Annotated in this window: 16 protein-coding genes; 4 read left to right on the forward strand and 12 right to left on the reverse strand. The window is 51.9% G+C overall.

Going from position 1 to position 19,700, the window contains the following annotated elements:
• The 11 genes from mraY to leuO all read right to left on the reverse strand — a co-directional run bounded on the left by mraY (nt 1) and on the right by leuO (nt 13,108).
• Nucleotides 1–1,083 (reverse strand): phospho-N-acetylmuramoyl-pentapeptide-transferase, encoded by a 1,083-nt coding sequence (mraY, locus tag GA565_RS21765; protein ID WP_152200771.1) that lies wholly within the window; start codon nt 1,081–1,083, stop codon nt 1–3.
• Nucleotides 1,077–2,438, reverse strand: coding sequence for a UDP-N-acetylmuramoyl-tripeptide--D-alanyl-D-alanine ligase (gene murF / locus GA565_RS21770; protein WP_152200773.1), 1,362 nt, complete (start codon nt 2,436–2,438; stop codon nt 1,077–1,079). The genes mraY and murF overlap by 7 nt, the downstream gene beginning before the upstream one ends.
• Entirely contained in the window at nt 2,435–3,922 is a 1,488-nt protein-coding gene (murE, locus tag GA565_RS21775; protein ID WP_152200774.1) for a UDP-N-acetylmuramoyl-L-alanyl-D-glutamate--2,6-diaminopimelate ligase, read from the reverse strand. Before murE ends, murF begins: the two co-directional genes overlap by 4 nt.
• Nucleotides 3,909–5,672 (reverse strand): peptidoglycan glycosyltransferase FtsI, encoded by a 1,764-nt coding sequence (locus GA565_RS21780; protein WP_152200776.1) that lies wholly within the window; start codon nt 5,670–5,672, stop codon nt 3,909–3,911. Before GA565_RS21780 ends, murE begins: the two co-directional genes overlap by 14 nt.
• A 46-nt stretch (nt 5,673–5,718) precedes the next feature.
• The gene (gene ftsL, locus GA565_RS21785) at nt 5,719–6,039 is read right to left on the reverse strand and encodes a cell division protein FtsL (protein ID WP_152200778.1); all 321 of its coding nucleotides are present in this window, start codon (nt 6,037–6,039) and stop codon (nt 5,719–5,721) included.
• Entirely contained in the window at nt 6,039–6,977 is a 939-nt protein-coding gene (gene rsmH / locus GA565_RS21790; RefSeq protein ID WP_152200780.1) for a 16S rRNA (cytosine(1402)-N(4))-methyltransferase RsmH, read from the reverse strand. The genes ftsL and rsmH overlap by 1 nt, the downstream gene beginning before the upstream one ends.
• Nucleotides 6,978–6,979: 2 nt before the next feature.
• Nucleotides 6,980–7,438, reverse strand: a complete 459-nt coding sequence (gene mraZ, locus GA565_RS21795) for a division/cell wall cluster transcriptional repressor MraZ (protein ID WP_055774854.1) — start codon at nt 7,436–7,438, stop codon at nt 6,980–6,982.
• Between the two features lie 708 nt (nt 7,439–8,146).
• Nucleotides 8,147–9,151 carry a catabolite repressor/activator gene (cra, locus tag GA565_RS21800; RefSeq protein ID WP_152200782.1) on the reverse strand — a complete coding sequence of 335 codons (1,005 nt, stop codon included), beginning with the start codon at nt 9,149–9,151 and terminating at the stop codon, nt 8,147–8,149.
• A gap of 196 nt (nt 9,152–9,347) precedes the next feature.
• On the reverse strand, nt 9,348–9,839 hold the full coding sequence (gene ilvN / locus GA565_RS21805) for an acetolactate synthase small subunit (RefSeq protein WP_226951009.1): 492 nt from the start codon (nt 9,837–9,839) through the stop codon (nt 9,348–9,350).
• Between the two features lie 2 nt (nt 9,840–9,841).
• Nucleotides 9,842–11,560 (reverse strand): acetolactate synthase 3 large subunit, encoded by a 1,719-nt coding sequence (ilvI, locus tag GA565_RS21810; RefSeq protein ID WP_152200783.1) that lies wholly within the window; start codon nt 11,558–11,560, stop codon nt 9,842–9,844.
• Between the two features lie 573 nt (nt 11,561–12,133).
• A complete protein-coding gene (gene leuO, locus GA565_RS21815) occupies nt 12,134–13,108 on the reverse strand; it encodes a transcriptional regulator LeuO (RefSeq protein WP_152200785.1) in 975 nt (324 codons plus the stop codon).
• A gap of 581 nt (nt 13,109–13,689) precedes the next feature.
• Between leuO and leuA the strand changes: the two genes are divergently transcribed.
• From leuA to leuD, 4 genes are read left to right on the forward strand one after another with little or no spacing between them, the layout of a single operon-like run.
• Nucleotides 13,690–15,303: a 2-isopropylmalate synthase gene (leuA, locus tag GA565_RS21820; protein WP_152200787.1), complete on the forward strand. Its 1,614-nt coding sequence runs from the start codon at nt 13,690–13,692 to the stop codon at nt 15,301–15,303.
• A 2-nt stretch (nt 15,304–15,305) separates the two neighbouring features.
• A complete protein-coding gene (leuB, locus tag GA565_RS21825) occupies nt 15,306–16,397 on the forward strand; it encodes a 3-isopropylmalate dehydrogenase (RefSeq protein ID WP_152200788.1) in 1,092 nt (363 codons plus the stop codon).
• A complete protein-coding gene (gene leuC, locus GA565_RS21830) occupies nt 16,397–17,797 on the forward strand; it encodes a 3-isopropylmalate dehydratase large subunit (protein WP_152200790.1) in 1,401 nt (466 codons plus the stop codon). Before leuB ends, leuC begins: the two co-directional genes overlap by 1 nt.
• A gap of 10 nt (nt 17,798–17,807) precedes the next feature.
• Nucleotides 17,808–18,410, forward strand: coding sequence for a 3-isopropylmalate dehydratase small subunit (leuD, locus tag GA565_RS21835; protein ID WP_152200792.1), 603 nt, complete (start codon nt 17,808–17,810; stop codon nt 18,408–18,410).
• 50 nt (nt 18,411–18,460) lie between these two features.
• Here leuD and GA565_RS21840 read toward each other — a convergent pair whose 3' ends face one another.
• Entirely contained in the window at nt 18,461–19,624 is a 1,164-nt protein-coding gene (locus GA565_RS21840; protein ID WP_152200794.1) for an MFS transporter, read from the reverse strand.
• Between the last annotated feature and the right edge of the window lie 76 nt (nt 19,625–19,700).

The raw sequence follows: 19,700 nt of genomic DNA on the forward strand, positions 1-19,700 counted from the left end.
TTACCGCACCTTCAGCGTCGCCAGGCCAATCAGCACCAGCATCAGTGAGATAATCCAGAAGCGCACGATAACGCGCGGTTCCGGCCAGCCTTTGAGTTCATAGTGGTGGTGAATCGGCGCCATACGGAAAATGCGTTGGCCGCGCAGCTTAAATGACCCCACCTGCAAAATAACCGACAGCGTTTCAACCACGAATACCCCGCCCATAATCAGCAGCAGGAACTCTTGGCGCAGCAGCACGGCGATAGTCCCCAGCGCACCGCCCAAGGCCAGTGAACCCACGTCACCCATGAAGACCTGAGCCGGATAAGTGTTAAACCAGAGGAATCCGAGGCCTGCACCGACGATCGCCGTACAGACGATAACCAGCTCACCGGCGTGTCGCAGATAAGGAATATGCAGATAATTGGCGAAGTTCATGTTACCTGTCGCCCAGGCCACCAGCGCAAAGCCGGCTGCCACAAACACCGTTGGCATAATCGCCAGGCCGTCCAGACCGTCGGTGAGGTTCACCGCGTTGCTGGTGCCGACAATCACGAAATAGCTCAGCAGGATATACAGCAGGCCAAGCTGCGGCATGATGTCTTTAAAGAATGGCACCACCAGCTCGGTAGCCGGCGTATCTTTACCTACGGTATACATCACAAAGGCAACAACCAAGGCGATGACCGACTGCCAGAAGTATTTCCAGCGGGCAATCAGGCCTTTAGTGTCTTTACGCACCACTTTGCGATAGTCATCCACAAAGCCCACTGCGCCGTAACCTACCAGCACAAATAACACGCACCAGACGTAAGGGTTAGAAGGGTACGCCCACATCAGAACCGATACAGTAATAGAGAACAGAATCAGCACACCGCCCATCGTCGGCGTACCGCGTTTACTAAAATGCGACTCTGGACCGTCGTGGCGAACGACCTGGCCAATCTGCAGTTTCTGCAAATAAGCAATCAGGCGAGGCCCCATCCACAGGGAGAGGAACAGAGCCGTCAACAGGCTGACAATGGCGCGAAACGTCAGGTATGAAAAGACGTTAAAGCCTGAATAATATTTGACCAAATGTTCGGCCAGCCAAACTAACATGTTGCATTCTCCTGTAACGCCCGTACTACCTGCTCCATCGCGGCACTACGTGAACCTTTAATTAAAACGGTAATTACCGCGTGTTCAGATAACAAGCTGGCTAAACGGGCTATTACAGCAGCTTTATCTTCAAGATGTTCGCCACAGCCACTCGCGTCGCTGATTGCACGACTAAAGTGACCCACGGTTAACACTTTATCGATCCCGGCCAGGCGAATCGCATCGCCAACCTGACGATGGCAGGCTTCGCTTTCGTCGCCGAGTTCGGCCATGTCGCCCAGCGCCATCACCCGATAGCCGGGCATGTCTGCCACGACCTGCGCTGCCGCAGTCATCGAGCCGACGTTGGCGTTGTAGCTGTCGTCGAGCAGCGTTTTACCCTCGGCCAGCTTAATGGGGAACAAACGCCCTTTCACCGGCTCCAGCGTAGACAACCCTGCGCGTACAGCCTCAAGAGTCGCACCTACCGACAGCGCGAGCGCCGCGGCAGCCAGAGCGTTGGCCACGTTGTGGCGGCCAGGGAGCGGCAGGCTCACATCGATTTGCCCCACCGGCGAATGCAGCGTAAAGGTGGTGGCAAACGCCCCAACCTCAACGTTGCTGGCAAAGAAGTCGACGCCGTCCGCGGCATCAGGAGAGAAGCGCCATACGGTTTTGTTGCCAATACGTGCCTGCCAGTGAGGCCAGTCATTATTGTCGGCATTAAGAATGGCAACGCCGTCAGCGGGCAAGCCCTCAAAAATTTCGCCCTTGGCCTGAGCAACGCCGGCCAATGAACCAAATCCTTCGAGGTGTGCCGCAGAAAGGTTATTCACCAGCGCAGTTTGTGGACGTGCAAGGTCAGTGGTATAGGCTATTTCGCCCTGATGATTGGCACCCAGCTCAACCACTGCAAAATCGTATTCGGCCGTCAGGCGCAGCAGCGTCAGCGGCACGCCGATGTCATTGTTGAAATTACCTGCGGTGTAGAGCACGTTGCCACACTGGCGAAGGACGGCGGCAGTCATCTCTTTCACTGACGTTTTGCCAGAAGAACCCGTTAACGCCACCACGCGGGCCGGCACCTGCTGACGAACCCAGGCACCCAATTTTCCCAGCGCAATACGCGTGTCGGCCACGACAAGCTGCGGGGCATCTATCGGCAGGCGTTTGCTCACAATTAAGGCGGCGGCACCGGCTTTCAGCGCGTCGACGGCAAAGTCGTGAGCGTCAAAGTTTTCGCCCTTGAGGGCAATGAACAGACAGCCTGGGGTAATTTGGCGCGTGTCGGTGGTGACCGCATCTATCTGTAAATCAGCGCCTAGCAGTTCGGCGCTTAACACCTCGGTCAGCGTGCGCAGAGTAACCGGGATCATGCAACCACCCCCAGCAAACGTGCAGCAGTGACGCGATCCGAGTAGTCAAAGCGCTGATTGCCGACCAACTGGTAATCTTCATGCCCTTTGCCGGCGATGAGCACCACGTCGTTTTCGCCCGCCTGCATAATCGCGCTAGTGACCGCTTCTGCCCTGCCAGGAATAGCCAGCGCGCGGCCAGCGTCAAGCAGACCGGAAAGAATGTCGTTGATGATCGCGCGAGGATCTTCGCTACGCGGATTATCGTCGGTGATAACCACGCGATCGGCATACTGTTCGGCAATACCGCCCATCAGAGGACGTTTGCCTTTATCGCGATCGCCGCCGCAGCCAAACACGCACCACAGTTTTCCAGTGCAGTGCAGCCGTGCAGCCGCTAAAGCTTTTTCAAGCGCATCAGGGGTGTGGGCGTAATCAACCACGACGGTAGGTCGGCCCGGCGCGTGAAACACTTCCATACGCCCGCATACCGGTTGTAGCTGAGGCGCAGTTTGCAGCAGCGCTTCCAGCGGATAGTCCAGAGCAAGCAGCGTGCCCAGCGCAACCAGCAGGTTACTGACGTTAAAGGCACCCATCAGGCGGCTCTCAAGGAGACCTTTGCCCCAGCTCGAATCAAGTTCGACGGTGGCGCCTTTGTCGTGATAATTCACACTGCTCGCCGATAGCCAGCGGCCTTTCCAATCGGCAGGAATACTGTTTTCCATGCTCACGGCGACCGCGTCAGGCAGTTTGGCAAGCCAGCGCTGCCCTACGCTATCGTCAGCATTAATGATTTTCTGCGCGCTGTGGTGGGTCGAAAACAGCTGCCATTTGGCCTCTTCGTAGTGTTGCATATCACCGTGATAGTCGAGGTGATCGCGGCTCAGGTTAGTGAAGGCCGCGGCGGCAAAAGGCAGTGCCGATACGCGATGCTGAACCAAACCGTGTGAAGAGACTTCCATCGCCGCAAAGCTTGCGCCCTGCTGAACGAGGGTATGAAGAAGGTGTTGTACCTGCACCGCCGAACCGGTGGTGTTTTCTGCAGGAACCACGTTGTTGAGCAAGCCGTTACCGACGGTGCCCATCACGGCGCTGGTTTCGCCCAGCATTTGTGCCCACTGTGCCAGCAACTGAGTGGTGGTGGTTTTACCGTTGGTGCCGGTAACGCCCACTAACTGCAGCGCCGCACCAGGCTGCTGATAAAAGCGACCAGCAATCTCGGACAACAGCAGATTCAGGTTTTGCAGATAAACAATCGGAACACCGTGTTTCATGCTGACAGCGCCGTGTTCGGCCTGCCCTTGCGCTTCTGCCACTACCGCGCTGACGCCCTGCGCGATAGCCTGAGGAATATAGTGACGGCCATCGCTCGAATGGCCTGAAATCGCGACAAACAGATCCCCCGCAGCCGCAACGCGGCTGTCGAGAATCATGTCTTTAAGCACCGTTTGTGGGGTATCACTCACCCAAGGTGCTAGGAGGTCGCGTAAATTACGATCTGTCACCTGAAGCCTCTTTATGATTATTGACAATGTCATTGCCTACGTCCGTCGGTAAAGCATCCGGCTCGACGTTCATCGTGCGCAATACGCCGCCCATGATGGCGCCAAATACCGGTGCAGAAATCGCGCCGCCGTAGTATTTACCCGCCTGAGGGTCATTAATAATGACCACCAGAGCAAATCGGGGATTACTCGCTGGCGCCACGCCAGCGGTATAAGCAATGTATTTGTTCACGTATTTGCCATCGGGACCGACCTTTTTAGCCGTCCCTGTCTTGATAGCGATACGGTAGCCCTTGATTGCGGCCTTAACGCCACCGCCGCCGGGCAAGGCAACACTTTCCATCATACGAACCACGGTGCGTACCAGAGGTTCGGGGAAAACGCGTTCACCGGAAACCGGTGGATCAACTTTGGTAATCGACAGCGGACGGGCAATGCCCATGCTGCCAATCGTTGCATAGACTCGCGCTAGCTGGAGAGGTGTCACCATTAGCCCGTAGCCGAAAGAGAAGGTGGCCCTCTCTATGTCAGACCACCGTTGTTTTCTTGGAAATAAGCCACTGCTTTCTCCAACCAGTCCCAAATTGGTCGGTTTTCCCAATCCAAAGCGCGAGTAAGTGTCTACCAGCTCTGAGGACGGCATCGCTAACGCCAGCTTTGAAACACCGACGTTACTCGACTTCTGCAAAATACCCGTCACAGAAAGCTCAGGGTAGCGGGCCACGTCTTTGATTTCATGGCCGTTAATTCGGAATGGCACGGTATTCAATACGCTATTTTCCTTGATGACGCCCTGCTTGAGCGCCGTCATAACCACCATCGGCTTCACCGTTGAGCCAGGCTCGAAAATGTCAGTGATCGCGCGGTTACGCATGGTGTCTTTAGGCGTATTAGCCATATTATTTGGGTTGTAAGACGGGCTGTTGGCCATCGCCAGTACTTCACCGGTCTGCACGTCAACCAGCACAGCAGTCCCAGATTCGGCTTTGTTGAAGGCTACCGCGTTGTTCAACTCGCGGTAAACCAGCGCCTGCAGACGTTCATCAATGCTGAGCACCAGATTATGTGCCACCTGGCTGTCTACACTTGAAATGTCCTCAATGACACGGCCCGAGCGATCTTTACGCACGGTGCGTTCGCCCGGCTGACCGGTAAGCCAGCGGTCAAAGCTTTTCTCAACGCCTTCAATACCTTCGCCGTCAATGTTGGTCACGCCGATAATGTGTGAAGTGACCTGGCCCGCAGGATAGTAACGGCGGGACTCTTGGCGCAGGAAAATACCCGGCAGTTTCAGCTTGTGAATATACTCACCCATCGCCGGGTTGACCTGGCGGGCCAGATAAACGAAACGGCCTTTCGGATTGGTGTTTACGCGAGCGGTGAGTTGATCGAGTGGAATATTTAGCGCATCGGCCAGCGCTTTCCAGCGGCTGTCGACGGTGATACCGCCGTGTTCGTTGACTTCTTTAGGATCTGCCCAGATAGCATTAACCGGCACGCTAACGGCAAGAGGACGTCCCGCACGGTCGCTTATCATGCCGCGAGAAGTAGGAATGGTTTGTACGCGAAGAGAGCGCATGTCGCCCTCTTTCACCAGTTTGTCGGGATTGATGACCTGAAGGTAAGCCACACGCGACATCAGACCCACCAGCGCCAGAAGAATACAGCCGCACAGCAACGCAAAACGCCAGCTTATAAAGCTGGCCTTATCTTCTGGACGCTTAAACTTCGCGGCACGTGTCGCTTTCATCTGTCGCTTATCATCTCCATGAACAGGTTGCCAAGTCGGCTAAAATTTACTGCTGCACAACGATGGTTTCCTGGGAAGGATCAACATGTTGCATCTGCAATTTTTCCGTCGCGATACGTTCTACCCGGCTGTGGTCGCCGAGGGCGTTCTCTTCGAGGATCAGGTTGCGCCATTCGATATCCAGCGCATCTTTTTCCAAAACCAGCTGTTCACGCTGAGCGGTCAGCAGTCGCGTTTTATGCGAAAGGGTCACGACCGCCATGGCACTGATCAGCGACGCTGTCAGCAAAATCATCGGGATTTTTCCATTGCGCAAAATGTCGCTGAAAATAACCCCAACCAAACCATGACGTTCGTTGCCAATCATTACGCGTTCCTCGCGGCAAATCGCAGTACTGAACTGCGCGCTCTTGGATTCTCTGCCACCTCGGCGTCCGAAGGCTTCATTTTGCCCAAGGCTTTCAAGGTGCGTCCGCCGAGGCTCTGCAACTGGGCTTCGGTCATTGGAATTCCCGAAGGCACCTGCGGTCCCCGACTGTGCTGACGAATAAATCGTTTTACAATTCGGTCTTCAAGCGAGTGGAAACTGATTACCGATAAGCGTCCATCGGCTGCCAGTACCTCATGTGCGCCGTCGAGGGCACGTTCGATCTCTTCCAATTCGCTGTTGATGTAAATGCGTATCGCCTGGAAGCTGCGCGTGGCTGGGTGCTTGTGCTTCTCACGAAACGGTGAGGCATTCGCAATCAGATCCGCCAGCTCTTTAGTACGCGTCATCGGCAGCTCGCGGTTGCGTTCAACGATGGCGCGGGCAATACGCTTGGCGAAACGTTCTTCACCGAATGTTTTTAGAACCCAGGCAATGTCATCGGCTTCTGCTTTCATCAGCCATTCAGCGGCCGAGTATCCCCGACTGGGATCCATACGCATGTCGAGAGGGCCATCGCGCATAAACGAAAAACCACGCTCCGGATCGTCGAGCTGCGGCGAAGATACGCCCAAGTCCAGCAATACACCGTCTATCTTCCCTACCAGCTCGCGCTCTTTAACGTATTCGGCAATATCAGAGAACGGACCGTGAATGATTGAGAAACGCGCGTCGTCAATGGCTTTGGCGGCTTCGATCGCCTGAGGATCGCGGTCGATAGCCAGCAAGCGCCCTTCCGGTCCCAGCTGCGACAAAATCAGTCGCGAATGGCCGCCACGACCAAAGGTTCCATCGATGTAAATGCCATCGGGGCGTATGTTCAGCCCGTTTACGGCTTCATCCAACAACACGGATGTATGTTTATAATTTTCAAGCATGCTTATAGTGACAAGTCCTGTAATCTCTCGGAAAGCGGTTCACGAGACGATTGTTCAGCGTCAATGTCTTCCTTAACTTGTTGATACCAGGTCTGTTCATCCCACAATTCAAACTTGTTGAATTGTCCAACCAGCATCACTTCTTTGGCCAGCCCGGCGTGCTGTCGCAGCGTTGACGCGATAAGCAGACGCCCGGCGTTATCCATCTGACATTCACTCGCATGTCCGAGTAACAAACGCTGAATTCGGCGCTCGACTGGATTCATGCTCGACAGACGGGACAATTTTTGTTCGATAACTTCCCACTCGGGCAAGGTGTAAAGGAGCAGGCATGGGTGATGGAGATCAATGGTGCAAACCATTTGACCCTCAGACTCCTCGCTCAGCAAATCCCGATATCGGGTAGGTACGGCAAGCCGCCCTTTGCTGTCGAGATTAACCATCGTTGCCCCACGGAACATACCTGAGCTACCCCTCAATGACCCTTTTCACCACTTTACACCACAAATTCCCACTTAAAGGAGTTTACGGATGCTTTTAAAACCTTGTCAAGCCAGAGAGGCCAAGGTTTCTGATTATTTACAGGCAATGAGTTAGGCAAAAACCGAAGAACGGAGTTTTCTACCGCGGGGATTAAAAAATAACGTCATGATTAGTTGAGGAAAAATCATTTAAATAACAATAACGGTCAAAAAGAAAACAATTTGGACGTTATTTATCTATTTATATTCTTCTGCTATCTATCTCTCATTTCTTAAACCACAGACTTTGCTTGTTACTTAATAGGCCGTCAGCGAAAAGGGCATCATCTAAAATGTTTTAGAATCCTCTTTGGTCCCCCACCCCGTGGCTTTCACGGCCCTGGAGCGTCATCTTAAAAAAAGTCAGGCCAAATTACGGCGGGAATTCTACAGCAGAATAGCGCGCAGTATTAACGTATTTTTGAAATTGATTATTCGATTTTCATGAGGGAAAAGATTTTTAAATAATAATTTGTGTGAGATTGCTCTTAATCTTAATCAATTATGCCATTTTAAGAGTGAGGGTAATCTTTTTGGACGAATTTCACCCATAAGAAAAGTATTGTTTTGTAAATACCGCGAGAATCGAGAAAAACGGAGAAGTGACGAGTCCAGATAAAGCCTGTACGCATTATCTGAACCCGACGATCATTTACGGCTAAGGCGTCCGCGTCTGAACAAGTTACGGCGAATACGCGTTAAACCCGCTTTAGGTTTTTTAGGCTCATCAAGACAGGCAAGCACCAGTTCAAGCACGCGCTCGGCAACGTCGCGATGCCGTTGAGCCACCGCCAATACTGGACACTCCAGGAAATCGAGCAGTTCGTTATCACCGAAAGTGGCGATAGCCAAGTCAACCGGCAAGCGCCCTTCCTGCTTGAGCGTAACGTCCATGACGCCTTGCAGCAGTTGGAAAGATGTCGTGAACAACGCTTTGGGCATCTCGTGCGTTTTTAGCCACTCGGAAAAAACCTGGGCGGCCGAGTCACGGTCGTAAGCATTGGCATAGAGGAAATTCGGACTGCGCGCATCGTTTTCCCAAGCCTGGCGGAATCCCTGTTCACGCAGGAAGCTGACTGAAAGTTCCGGCAGCGCGCCGAGGTAAAGCACGTTTTCAGCGGGGAATTTGCGCAACTCATCGGCCAGCATAAAAGCATCTTCCCGATCGGCACCGACGACGCTGATAAAGTTTTCAGGATCTAGTGCGCGGTCGAGGGCAATAATGGGGAAACTGTCTTTGGCCCAGCGCTGATAAAACGGATGCTCCGGCGGCAATGACGTTGAAACAATAATGGCATCAACCTGGCGCTGCAGCAGGTGTTCGACGCAGCGCATTTCGTTGTCTGGCTGGTCTTCGGAGCAGGCAATCAGTAGCTGATAACCACGCTGACGTGCCTGTCGCTCCAGGTAATTGGCGATTTTGGTGTAGCTGGTATTTTCCAAATCGGGAATCACCAGCCCGATTGAACGGGTTCTGCCCGCGCGCAAACCGGCCGCAACGGCATTTGGGTGGTAATTATGTTCCTTCACGACAGCCATCACTTTCTCGACTGTCTTATCGCTGACACGATACTGCTTCGCCTTGCCGTTAATTACATAACTGGCAGTAGTACGCGAAACACCCGCTAACCTCGCGATTTCATCCAGTTTCACCAAGAACCCCTTAATTGAAGTAAATACTCTCAATATCTAACCTGAGAAGACCCTACTCGGCAAGGTGTTTTACCATAAGTCCTTAGCCAGTAGAAAAAATGTAGCTTCAGGCATTAAAAAAGCCCAACCGAAGTTGAGCTTTTGAAAGTGGTTTACGCGACGCAAACTTGTCGCAGAAAAACGCGGCTATTCGGTCTTAACGCATCACTTTGTCACCACGAGATACGCCAACCACACCTGAACGTGCCACTTCCACAATTTCTGCCACATCACGAACCGTATTGAGGAAGGCGTCAAGTTTGTCGCTAGTGCCTGCAAGCTGAACCGTGTAAAGCGTAGCAGTCACGTCAACAATCTGCCCACGGAAGATTTCTGTCGAGCGTTTGATTTCTTCACGGCCGTAGCCTGAGGCTTGCAGTTTAACCAGCATTATCTCGCGCTCAACGTGTGAACCCTGAACCAGTTCGTTCACACGTAACACGTCAACCAACTTGTGCAGCTGCTTCTCGATTTGCTCCAGCACCTTGGCATCACCGACCGTCTGAATAGTCATGCGAGACAGAGTAGGATCGTCAGTTGGGGCAACGGTCAGGCTTTCAATGTTGTAACCACGCTGCGAAAAAAGCCCGACAACGCGAGACAGTGCGCCTGATTCATTTTCTAACAGTACAGATAAAATCCGGCGCATGATTAGGTCCTCTCCGTTTTGCTTAACCACATTTCGTCCATTCCACCGCCACGGATTAACATTGGGTAAACGTGTTCGGTTTCATCTACGCTGATATCGACAAATACCAGACGATTTTTCTGTGCCAGCGCTTCAGCCAGCTTGCTCTCCAGCTCATCAGGATGGCGAATGGCGATCCCGACGTGTCCATAGGCCTCAGCCAGTTTCACGAAGTCAGGCAGCGACTGCATGTAGGACTGCGAGTGACGGCCGGAATAGATCATGTCCTGCCACTGCTTAACCATGCCCAAATAACCGTTGTTCAGGTTTACAACAACTACCGGCAAATCGTACTGCAACGCGGTAGAGAGCTCCTGAATGTTCATTTGAATGCTGCCATCACCGGTAACACAAACAACCGTTTCATCAGGCAGGGCCAGTTTGACGCCCAGGGCAGCCGGCAAACCAAAGCCCATGGTGCCCAGACCACCGGAGTTGATCCAGCGGCGCGGTTTGTCGAACTGATAATACAGCGCAGCAAACATTTGATGCTGGCCCACGTCGGAGGTGACATATGCCTCACCCTTGGTCAAACGGTGCAGCGTTTCTATTACCGCCTGCGGTTTGATGGTGCCGGTATTTTTGTCATAACCGAGACAGTTTTTCGCTCGCCACTGCTCAATGCTCTGCCACCAGTCACGCAGCGCATCAAACTCCTGCTTGTCTTCGGCGCTTTCCAGCAGCTCGAGCATTTGCTCCAGCGTCTGTTTAGCATCGCCAACGATTGGAATATCGGCATTGACCGTTTTAGAAATTGACGTTGGGTCAATATCAATGTGCATGATGGTCGCGTTAGGGCAGTATTTTTCCAGATTGTTGGTAGTCCGGTCGTCAAAACGCACGCCCACGCCGAAAATCAGGTCGGCATTGTGCATCGTCATGTTGGCTTCGTAAGTACCGTGCATGCCGAGCATGCCCACGCTCTGGCGATGCGTGCCGGGGAATGCACCCAGTCCCATCAGCGTTGAGGTTACTGGAAGGTTTAGTTTCTCAGCCAGTTTGAGAAGTTCAGCGCTACATTCAGAATTTACCGCCCCGCCACCCACGTATAGAACCGGCTTTTTAGCCGCCATTAGCGTTTGCAGCGCGCGTTTAATCTGCCCGCGATGCCCCTGCACCGTCGGGTTATAGGAGCGCATCGAAACCTGCTCAGGATAAGCATAAGGCAGTTTTATCTGAGGATTGACCACGTCTTTAGGCAGGTCGATAACCACCGGCCCCGGTCTACCGGTTGAAGCCAGAAAGAAGGCTTTCTTCAAAACGGTTGGAATATCTTCAGCACGCTTCACCAGGAAGCTGTGTTTAACAATCGGACGGGAAATCCCGACCATGTCACATTCCTGGAAGGCATCGTAACCAATCAGCGAGCTGTGAACCTGACCAGATAGCACCACCATGGGAATGGAATCCATGTACGCCGTGGCAATACCGGTGATAGCGTTGGTTGCACCCGGACCTGAGGTCACCAACACCACGCCGACTTCTCCCGTCGCACGCGCATAGCCATCGGCCATATGCACTGCGCCCTGCTCATGTCTGACTAGCACATGATCAATCCCGCCGACCGTGTGCAGGGCATCATAGATATCCAACACCGCTCCGCCGGGATAACCGAATACATGTTTTACGCCCTGATCGATTAACGACCGGACGACCATCTCGGCTCCTGACAACATCTCCATGGGTTTGCCTCCAGGCTTGTGTTCTTTGTGACGACTCGTTTCAATTGGATGTCGGAAATCTTTCCCTAATCCGGGGTAAGAGGGCTTGGCACCCTTCTGTACTGTTCTTTATTGTTCTGCGATATAACTGATTACCTTAACGTCAGAATAGGGGTCAGGCAAATGACAAAAGACCTCAAACATAGGGAGGTTACTCGTGGTCGCTGCCAATTGCAGACATCTCGGCATAAAAAACCACACAATGGGCCTGACAATTAAGGTATATAACGAAGGGGGATTGAATTACAGAATTAAATTATGGCCGTATGTGACATATTTTAAAAAAATAATAAGGTGATCTACATCACGTTAAAACACTTTGCATTGGCAGGTTTTGTTGATTTCTCATTAAAACCCTGAAGTATCGACGTATTCAGCCGAACTCACCTCTATTGCGGCGGTGAAAGAAGTGAGTCCATTCTCGATGAGACGAACGTTGACCCAAATAAATTCACGGATAAACGAGTTACCCGTGAATGCCAGTATAAAAGACTAGAAAACCCAAAAATCCTGCTATTAAACCCTAACGATACGTTAAGGCATACTCACACACTGGGTCAGCAGTTCTTTCATCCACAGATTGCCTTTGTCTTTACTGGCAGACTCATGCCAGGATAAATAACTGTTTAACTTATTATCCAACCAACTTAGGCTGTCAATTTTAAGGTTCAACCTTTCGGAACTTAATAATGCTAGCCATCGGGGAACCAGCGCCACCATTTCTGTACGAGAAACTATTTCAATTACGCTAATCAAGCTGGCGCCCTGATAACACACTTTTTCCTGCGTTTCCGACGTATTATAATAAGGGAAACTAAAAGAAGAATACCCACTCAGTCTAACAACGGCATGTTTCTCCTTAAAAAAGTAACTCTGACTCTCTTGCTGCCCGATGCGCGGATGATTATTAGAGGAGATGATCACCAACTCATCTTCGAAAAGCAGCTGATTATAAAAATCTGAACGTTCGATGCAGCGATAATCAATGGCGAATTCCAATTCTTGATAGCGAAGTTGATTCTCGATATTTTCATTGACCAGTGACTCAATATTCAACGTAACGCCGCTCGACGCCTGACTTAGCACGTTAAGAATTTTAGGGGCAAGTAACAGGTCCAGAGGACTGCTGATGGTAATTGAAAACTGCCTTCTGCTGGTTTGAGGGTCAAACCCCAACCCCGGCAACTCATTGGTAACCAGCTGTAGCGCCTGCCTTATGGGGCCATAAAGCTGATGCGCTCTTGCGGTAGGTTCAATACCACGACCGGAACGCACGAACAGCTCATCGCTGAACATATTTTTTAAACGCGACACCGCATTGCTTACCGCCGGTTGAGACATTCCCAACATGCGTGCCGCACGCGTAATATTTTGTAACTGCATAACCGCATCAAATACCGTCAATAAATTTAAATCTGCACGGCGTAAATGATTATCCTCATGGCTGGTCGGGATTTTATTTTTGGAGATTTTCTCATCCTGCGCTTTATCTAGAATAATGTCCGTCATTACGCCTCCCAAATTAGAAAGATAAGTTCATTTGAACCAACAAGGTAGATACCATTCATAGCAAAGAGTGATATTAAGCTGCTTATCTATAGCATCGAACACCCAGTAATTAAGCTAACCTAAAAGACAGGTAAGCCATGTGAGTAATTCATGATAATCGGCTTAAAAACCCCATCAAATCTGAGTAAAACCTGATAATTTATCTCTCAATAACATTGGGAACTCTCTCGACAAACCATTACACCAACCTTTTAATCTAATGCAGAATTTTATGCCACGCTAAACCTCTACCATTATCCCCCCCATTTTAGCCCCACAGCATTCTTAAGTTGACATCAACAAAGCAATCACGTATCAATTTAGGCACAGGCACAATGCCATCCCAATTACGAGAAGCTGAAATACAGATGTTTAAATTCACCCGTCTACTAGGCCTACTACTCAACGCAGATACATTGCGCGGTATGCCAGCGGGTGAAAATCAAAACTGATTCCAGCCTCCACAGTGAGCAAACCCGCGCAAATGCGCGGGTTTTTTTTTATCCGCAAAGCGCGAAAGTAAACAAGACAAGGAACATAAAATGAGCGAGCAAGTCATTATTTTCGATACCACGCTGCGTGACGGTGAACAGGCTTTACAGGCAAGTCTGAGCGTTAAAGACAAGCTGCAAATCGCGATTGCGCTGGAAAGAATGGGCGTAGACGTAATGGAAGTGGGCTTCCCAGTCTCTTCGCCTGGCGATTTCGAGTCTGTACAAACTATTGCTCGCCAGATCAAAAACAGCCGCGTTTGTGGTCTGGCACGCTGCGTGGATAAAGACATTGACGTTGCGGCAGAGGCCCTGCGCGTCGCCGAAGCGTTCCGCATTCACGTGTTCCTGGCCACGTCGACCCTGCACATTGAATCAAAATTAAAACGCTCGTTCGATCAAGTACTGGATATGGCCATACACTCGGTCAAAAGAGCACGCAACTACACTGATGACGTTGAATTCTCATGCGAAGATGCGGGCCGTACGCCGCTGGATAACCTGTGTCGCGTCGTTGAAGCCGCCATCAAGGCTGGTGCAACCACGATTAACATCCCCGACACCGTGGGTTACACCACCCCACATCAGTTCAGCGGGATCATTACCAATTTGTACGAACGCGTACCCAACATCGACAAAGCGATTATTTCTGTGCATTGCCACGACGATCTGGGCATGGCAGTAGGTAACTCGATTGCCGCGATTCAGGCTGGCGCCCGTCAGGTTGAAGGCACGCTGAACGGTATCGGTGAGCGCGCCGGTAATACCGCGTTGGAAGAAGTGATTATGGCTATCAAGACCCGCTCGGACTACATGCAGGTTCACACCAACATTAATCACAAAGAAATCTACCGCACCAGTCAGATTGTCAGTCAGATAACCAATATGCCTATTCCAGGCAACAAGGCTATCGTCGGTTCCAACGCCTTTGCACACTCTTCAGGAATTCATCAGGATGGCGTTCTGAAGAACCGCGAAAACTATGAGATTATGACCCCGGAATCTATCGGCCTGAATCAGGTGCAGCTAAATCTGACTTCGCGCTCGGGCCGTGCCGCGGTGAAACACCGTATGGAAGAGATGGGCTATAAAGAATCCGACTATAATATGGATCATCTGTACAGCGCCTTCCTGCAGTTGGCCGATAAGAAAGGGCAGGTGTTTGATTATGACCTGGAAGCCTTGGTGTTTATCAACAAACAGCAGGAAGAGCCCGAATTTTACCGTCTGGAAAACTTCAGCGTGCAGTCTGGTTCCAGCATTACCGCCGCTGCTTCAGTCAATCTGGGCTGCGGCGAAGAGATAAAAACGGAAGCCGCGACGGGCAATGGACCGGTCGATGCCGTCTATCAGGCCATTAACCGTATCACTGGCTACCCCATCGAATTAATCAAATATCAGTTGACCGCGAAAGGCCACGGCCGCGACGCGCTGGGTCAGGTTGATGTGGTGGTGTCATACCAAGGGCGTCGTTTTCACGGGGTTGGACTGGCGACAGATATCGTCGAGTCATCCGCGAAAGCGATGGTGCATGTGCTGAACAGTATTTGGCGCAGCAAGCAGGTAGAAAAAGAGAAACAACGCCTGCAAAACGATCGTAACTCATTGAATGAAAATCAGAACGACAAACTGAATAGCAAACAAAATAATCAGGAAACGGTGTGAACATGAGTAAGACCCATCATATTGCTGTATTACCCGGTGACGGAATCGGCCCGGAAGTTATGGCTCAGGCTTACAAAGTGCTGGAAGCGGTTCGTCAGCGTTTTGGTTTGAACATCACCACCAGCGAATACGACATCGGTGGCGCTGCCATCGATAACCACGGCACGCCGCTGCCTGCCACCACCATTGCAGGCTGCGAGCAGGCTGACGCTATTCTGTTTGGTTCGGTCGGCGGTCCAAAATGGGAGCATCTGCCGGCAGATTCTCAGCCGGAGCGCGGAGCATTATTACCGCTGCGTAAACACTTTAAGCTGTTCAGCAACCTGCGCCCTGCCCGCCTTTATAAAGGACTGGAAGCATTTTGCCCGTTGCGCAGTGATATCTCCGCCAGAGGCTTCGACATTCTGTGCGTGCGTGAGTTAACCGGCGGCATCTATTTCGGTCAGCCGAAAGGCCGTGAAGGACAGGGAATGCATGAAAAAGCCTTTGATACCGAAGTCTATTATCGCTTCGAGATTGAACGAATTGCTCGAATTGCCTTCGAGTCAGCGCGTAAACGCCGCAACAAAGTGACGTCGATTGATAAAGCCAACGTGCTGCAGTCCTCTATTCTGTGGCGCGAAGTGGTGAGTGAAGTGGCTAAAGACTATCCTGACGTCAGCCTGACGCACATGTATATCGATAACGCCACCATGCAGCTCATCAAGGACCCGTCGCAGTTTGACATCATGCTGTGCTCAAACCTGTTTGGCGATATTTTGTCCGACGAATGTGCGATGATAACCGGATCAATGGGCATGCTGCCCTCTGCCAGCATGAATGAGCAGTCGTTTGGTTTATTCGAACCTGCGGGCGGCTCTGCGCCAGACATCGCCGGTAAAGACATCGCTAACCCGATTGCCCAAATTCTCTCTCTGGCACTGCTGCTACGCTACAGCCTGGGTGCAGAAGAGGCAGCTACCGCCATCGAACAAGCAGTCAATAAAGTATTGGATCTGGGTCATCGTACGGGCGATTTGGCAAACGGTGGACATGCGGTAGGAACTCGCGAAATGGGCGATATTATCGCAAGCGTTGTTGCTGAGGGGGCGTAATGTCCAAAACGTTATATCAAAAATTATTCGATGCGCACGTGGTGTTCGAAGCTGAAAACGAGACCCCGCTGCTGTACATCGATCGTCATATGATTCATGAAGTCACGACTCCACAGGCCTTTGACGGCCTGAGAGCGATGAATCGCGGCGTGCGCCAGCCGGGTAAAACCTTTGGCACCATGGATCATAACGTTTCAACTCAGACCAAAGACATCAATGCCAGCGGCGAGATGGCGAGAATTCAGATGCAGGAACTCATCAAGAACTGCGCTGAGTTTGGCATTGAGTTATACGACCTGAAGCACCCTTTTCAGGGTATCGTTCACGTCATGGGGCCTGAACAGGGATTAACGTTACCTGGCATGACGCTGGTCTGCGGCGATTCTCATACCTCAACTCACGGCGCGTTCGGCGCACTGGCGTTTGGTATCGGCACCTCCGAGGTCGAGCACGTGTTGGCGACGCAAACCCTGAAACAGGGCCGCGCCAAAACGATGAAAATCGAAATTGTCGGCGATGCGCCATTTGGCATTACGGCCAAAGACATCGTGCTGGCGGTGATCGGTAAAACGGGCACCGCGGGCGGCACGGGCCACGTGGTCGAATACTGTGGACCCGCGGTGCAAGCATTGAGCATGGAAGGTCGTATGACCCTGTGCAATATGTCCATTGAGCTGGGTGCCAAGGCAGGCTTGGTTGCCTCCGATGAAACGACCTATGCCTATCTCAAGGGCCGTCAGTTTGCCCCTAAAGGCCAGGAATGGGACGACGCTGTCGCCTATTGGGAAACCATGAAAAGCGATGCTGACGCGGTGTTCGACAAGATTGTTACCTTGGACGTGGCCGATATTGATCCTCAGGTGACCTGGGGCACCAATCCTGGGCAGGTGATGGGCGTTAATCAGACCATTCCGTTCCCTGAGTCATTCAGCGATCCGGTTGAACGCGCGTCGGCACAAAAAGCTTTAGCTTATATGGACTTGCAGCCGGGTATCAAACTGACTGACGTAGCCATCGACAAAGTGTTTATCGGCTCATGTACCAACTCGCGTATTGAAGACCTGCGTGCGGCAGCAGCCGTGGCTAAAGGTCGTAAAGTGGCCCGCGGCGTACAGGCTATCGTGGTACCGGGTTCAGGTCCGGTCAAAGCGCAGGCCGAACAGGAAGGTCTGGACAAGATTTTTCTTGATGCCGGTTTCGAATGGCGTCTGCCGGGATGCTCAATGTGTCTGGCGATGAACAATGACCGTCTAAACCCGGGCGAGCGCTGTGCGTCAACCAGCAACCGTAATTTTGAAGGCCGTCAGGGTCGCGGTGGGCGCACGCATCTGGTGAGTCCGGCAATGGCCGCTGCGGCAGCAGTGACCGGCCATTTCGCCGACATCCGCGAACTGAACTAAGGAAACCCTCATGGCAAAATTTATTACGCATACCGGGTTAGTCGTGCCGTTAGACGTTGCAAACGTTGATACCGACGCCATCGTGCCAAAGCAGTTTCTGCAAATGGTGACGCGCGTCGGCTTTGGTCAGTTCCTGTTTTATGACTGGCGTTATCTTGAAGGCCAAGGCTATACGCCAAACCCTGATTTTATTCTGAATAGACCTGAATATAAGGGTGCGAGCATATTATTGGCACGAGAAAACTTTGGCAGCGGTTCGTCACGCGAACATGCTCCCTGGGCGTTAACCGACTATGGCTTTCATGCCGTGATCGCGCCAAGTTTTGCCGACATTTTCTATAACAATGCGTTTAACAACCAGCTGCTGCCGGTGACGCTTACCGAAGCGCAAATCGATGAGCTGTTTACATTAGCGACGGAAAATGAAGGCATCCGCTTTGATGTGGACCTCGAAAATCAAGAAGTGCGCGCCGGTGGCAAACGCTATCCCTTCGAAATAGACAGCTTCCGCCGCCACTGCATGATGAACGGCCTCGACAGCATTGGCCTGACGCTCCAGCATGAAGCAAGCATTTCGGCCTATGAGAAAACTCAGCCGTCGTTTATGCGCTAAGTTCGCTGACCCAAAATCCTGCATCGTCCCCTAACCTGCCGCCCGGCGGGTTAGACATTTTTAACTCGCCACATCAGCAACAGCGCCACGATAGCCAGCGCAAGCGCTACGCAGTAAACCTGATAATGCCCAAAGTTTTCGACGATAGTTCCCTGCAGTACGCCCGCCAATATTGCGCCGGTCGAAATGCTGTTGGTAAAAAGCGTGGTGGCCGATCCGGCTCTTCCCGGCATCAAATCCTGAAAATAGAGCATACCGATACCGGCGATAATGCCGATGAAAATGGCGTTGAACAGCTGCAAAAGCATCAGTGCCGCTTTGAACTGGAACAGGATCAACCCCAGGTAGAACAGCACCCCAAATGCGGAGGCGAACAACATCAGGCGGTGTTTGCCGGTCCTTTTCACCAGATAGCCGGCAATCAGCATGACCGGGATCTCAAGCCCTGCCGCGGTGCCCATCAAAAGCCCGGCCAACCCTTCAGGTAGCCCCATATCTGCGGTGATATACAGTGGCATATCAATAATGTACATAATATTGCAGGTCCACATCAGCAGTGAGGCTAAGAACAGCAAGCGTACATCCTTGTTTTTCCACGCGCTGACGTGCACGACCACGCTATCCACCGGTTGCTCAACTCTTCCCACAGAGGGAAGAAAGAACCACACCATCAATGCGCTAAAAACAAATACCCCCGCGGCGCAGAGATACATCAGCGTAAAGCCGTAGTTCAGGGCTAACATGAATGAAATAGGCGGACCCAGTACCCAGGCCAGCGACAGTGTGGCTCGCATCATCGAGCTAAACATCACGACTTCACGTGCGGATCGGTCAGCGTACTCTCGCGCCAGCGCGAAAAGCTGAGGCATGGAGGCATTACCAATAGCCGCCAGCAGCACGCCTACGCTTATCAGCACCAGATAGTCGCGACTGTAGGCAAAGACCAACGCGTTACCAATGGCCATGATGGAGCAAAAAAACAGCAACTTTCGGCGATCGCCCTGCTTATCGGAATAGTTGGCCAACAAAAAACTGATGACAATGCCAGCCAGTGCGTTAACGGTATAAAAAAGCCCAACCCAGAGCGGCCGCACTTTAACTTCGTTGGTTAAGAACAGGCTTAATGTGGGTGCCTGCAGCGCACCCGCAATGCCCGTAAGAAAAGAGACCAGCAAAAAGGTAGCAAAAATAAGTGATAAACGGCGTGGAGACATAAACCATCCCTGATAGCAGCGAAGCTGTAGGGTAATAAAACCCAGTCAACACCAAGCGTAAGATAGCAAGCATAAA

Source organism: Rouxiella sp. S1S-2, assembly GCF_009208105.1.
Taxonomy (GTDB): domain Bacteria; phylum Pseudomonadota; class Gammaproteobacteria; order Enterobacterales; family Enterobacteriaceae; genus Rouxiella.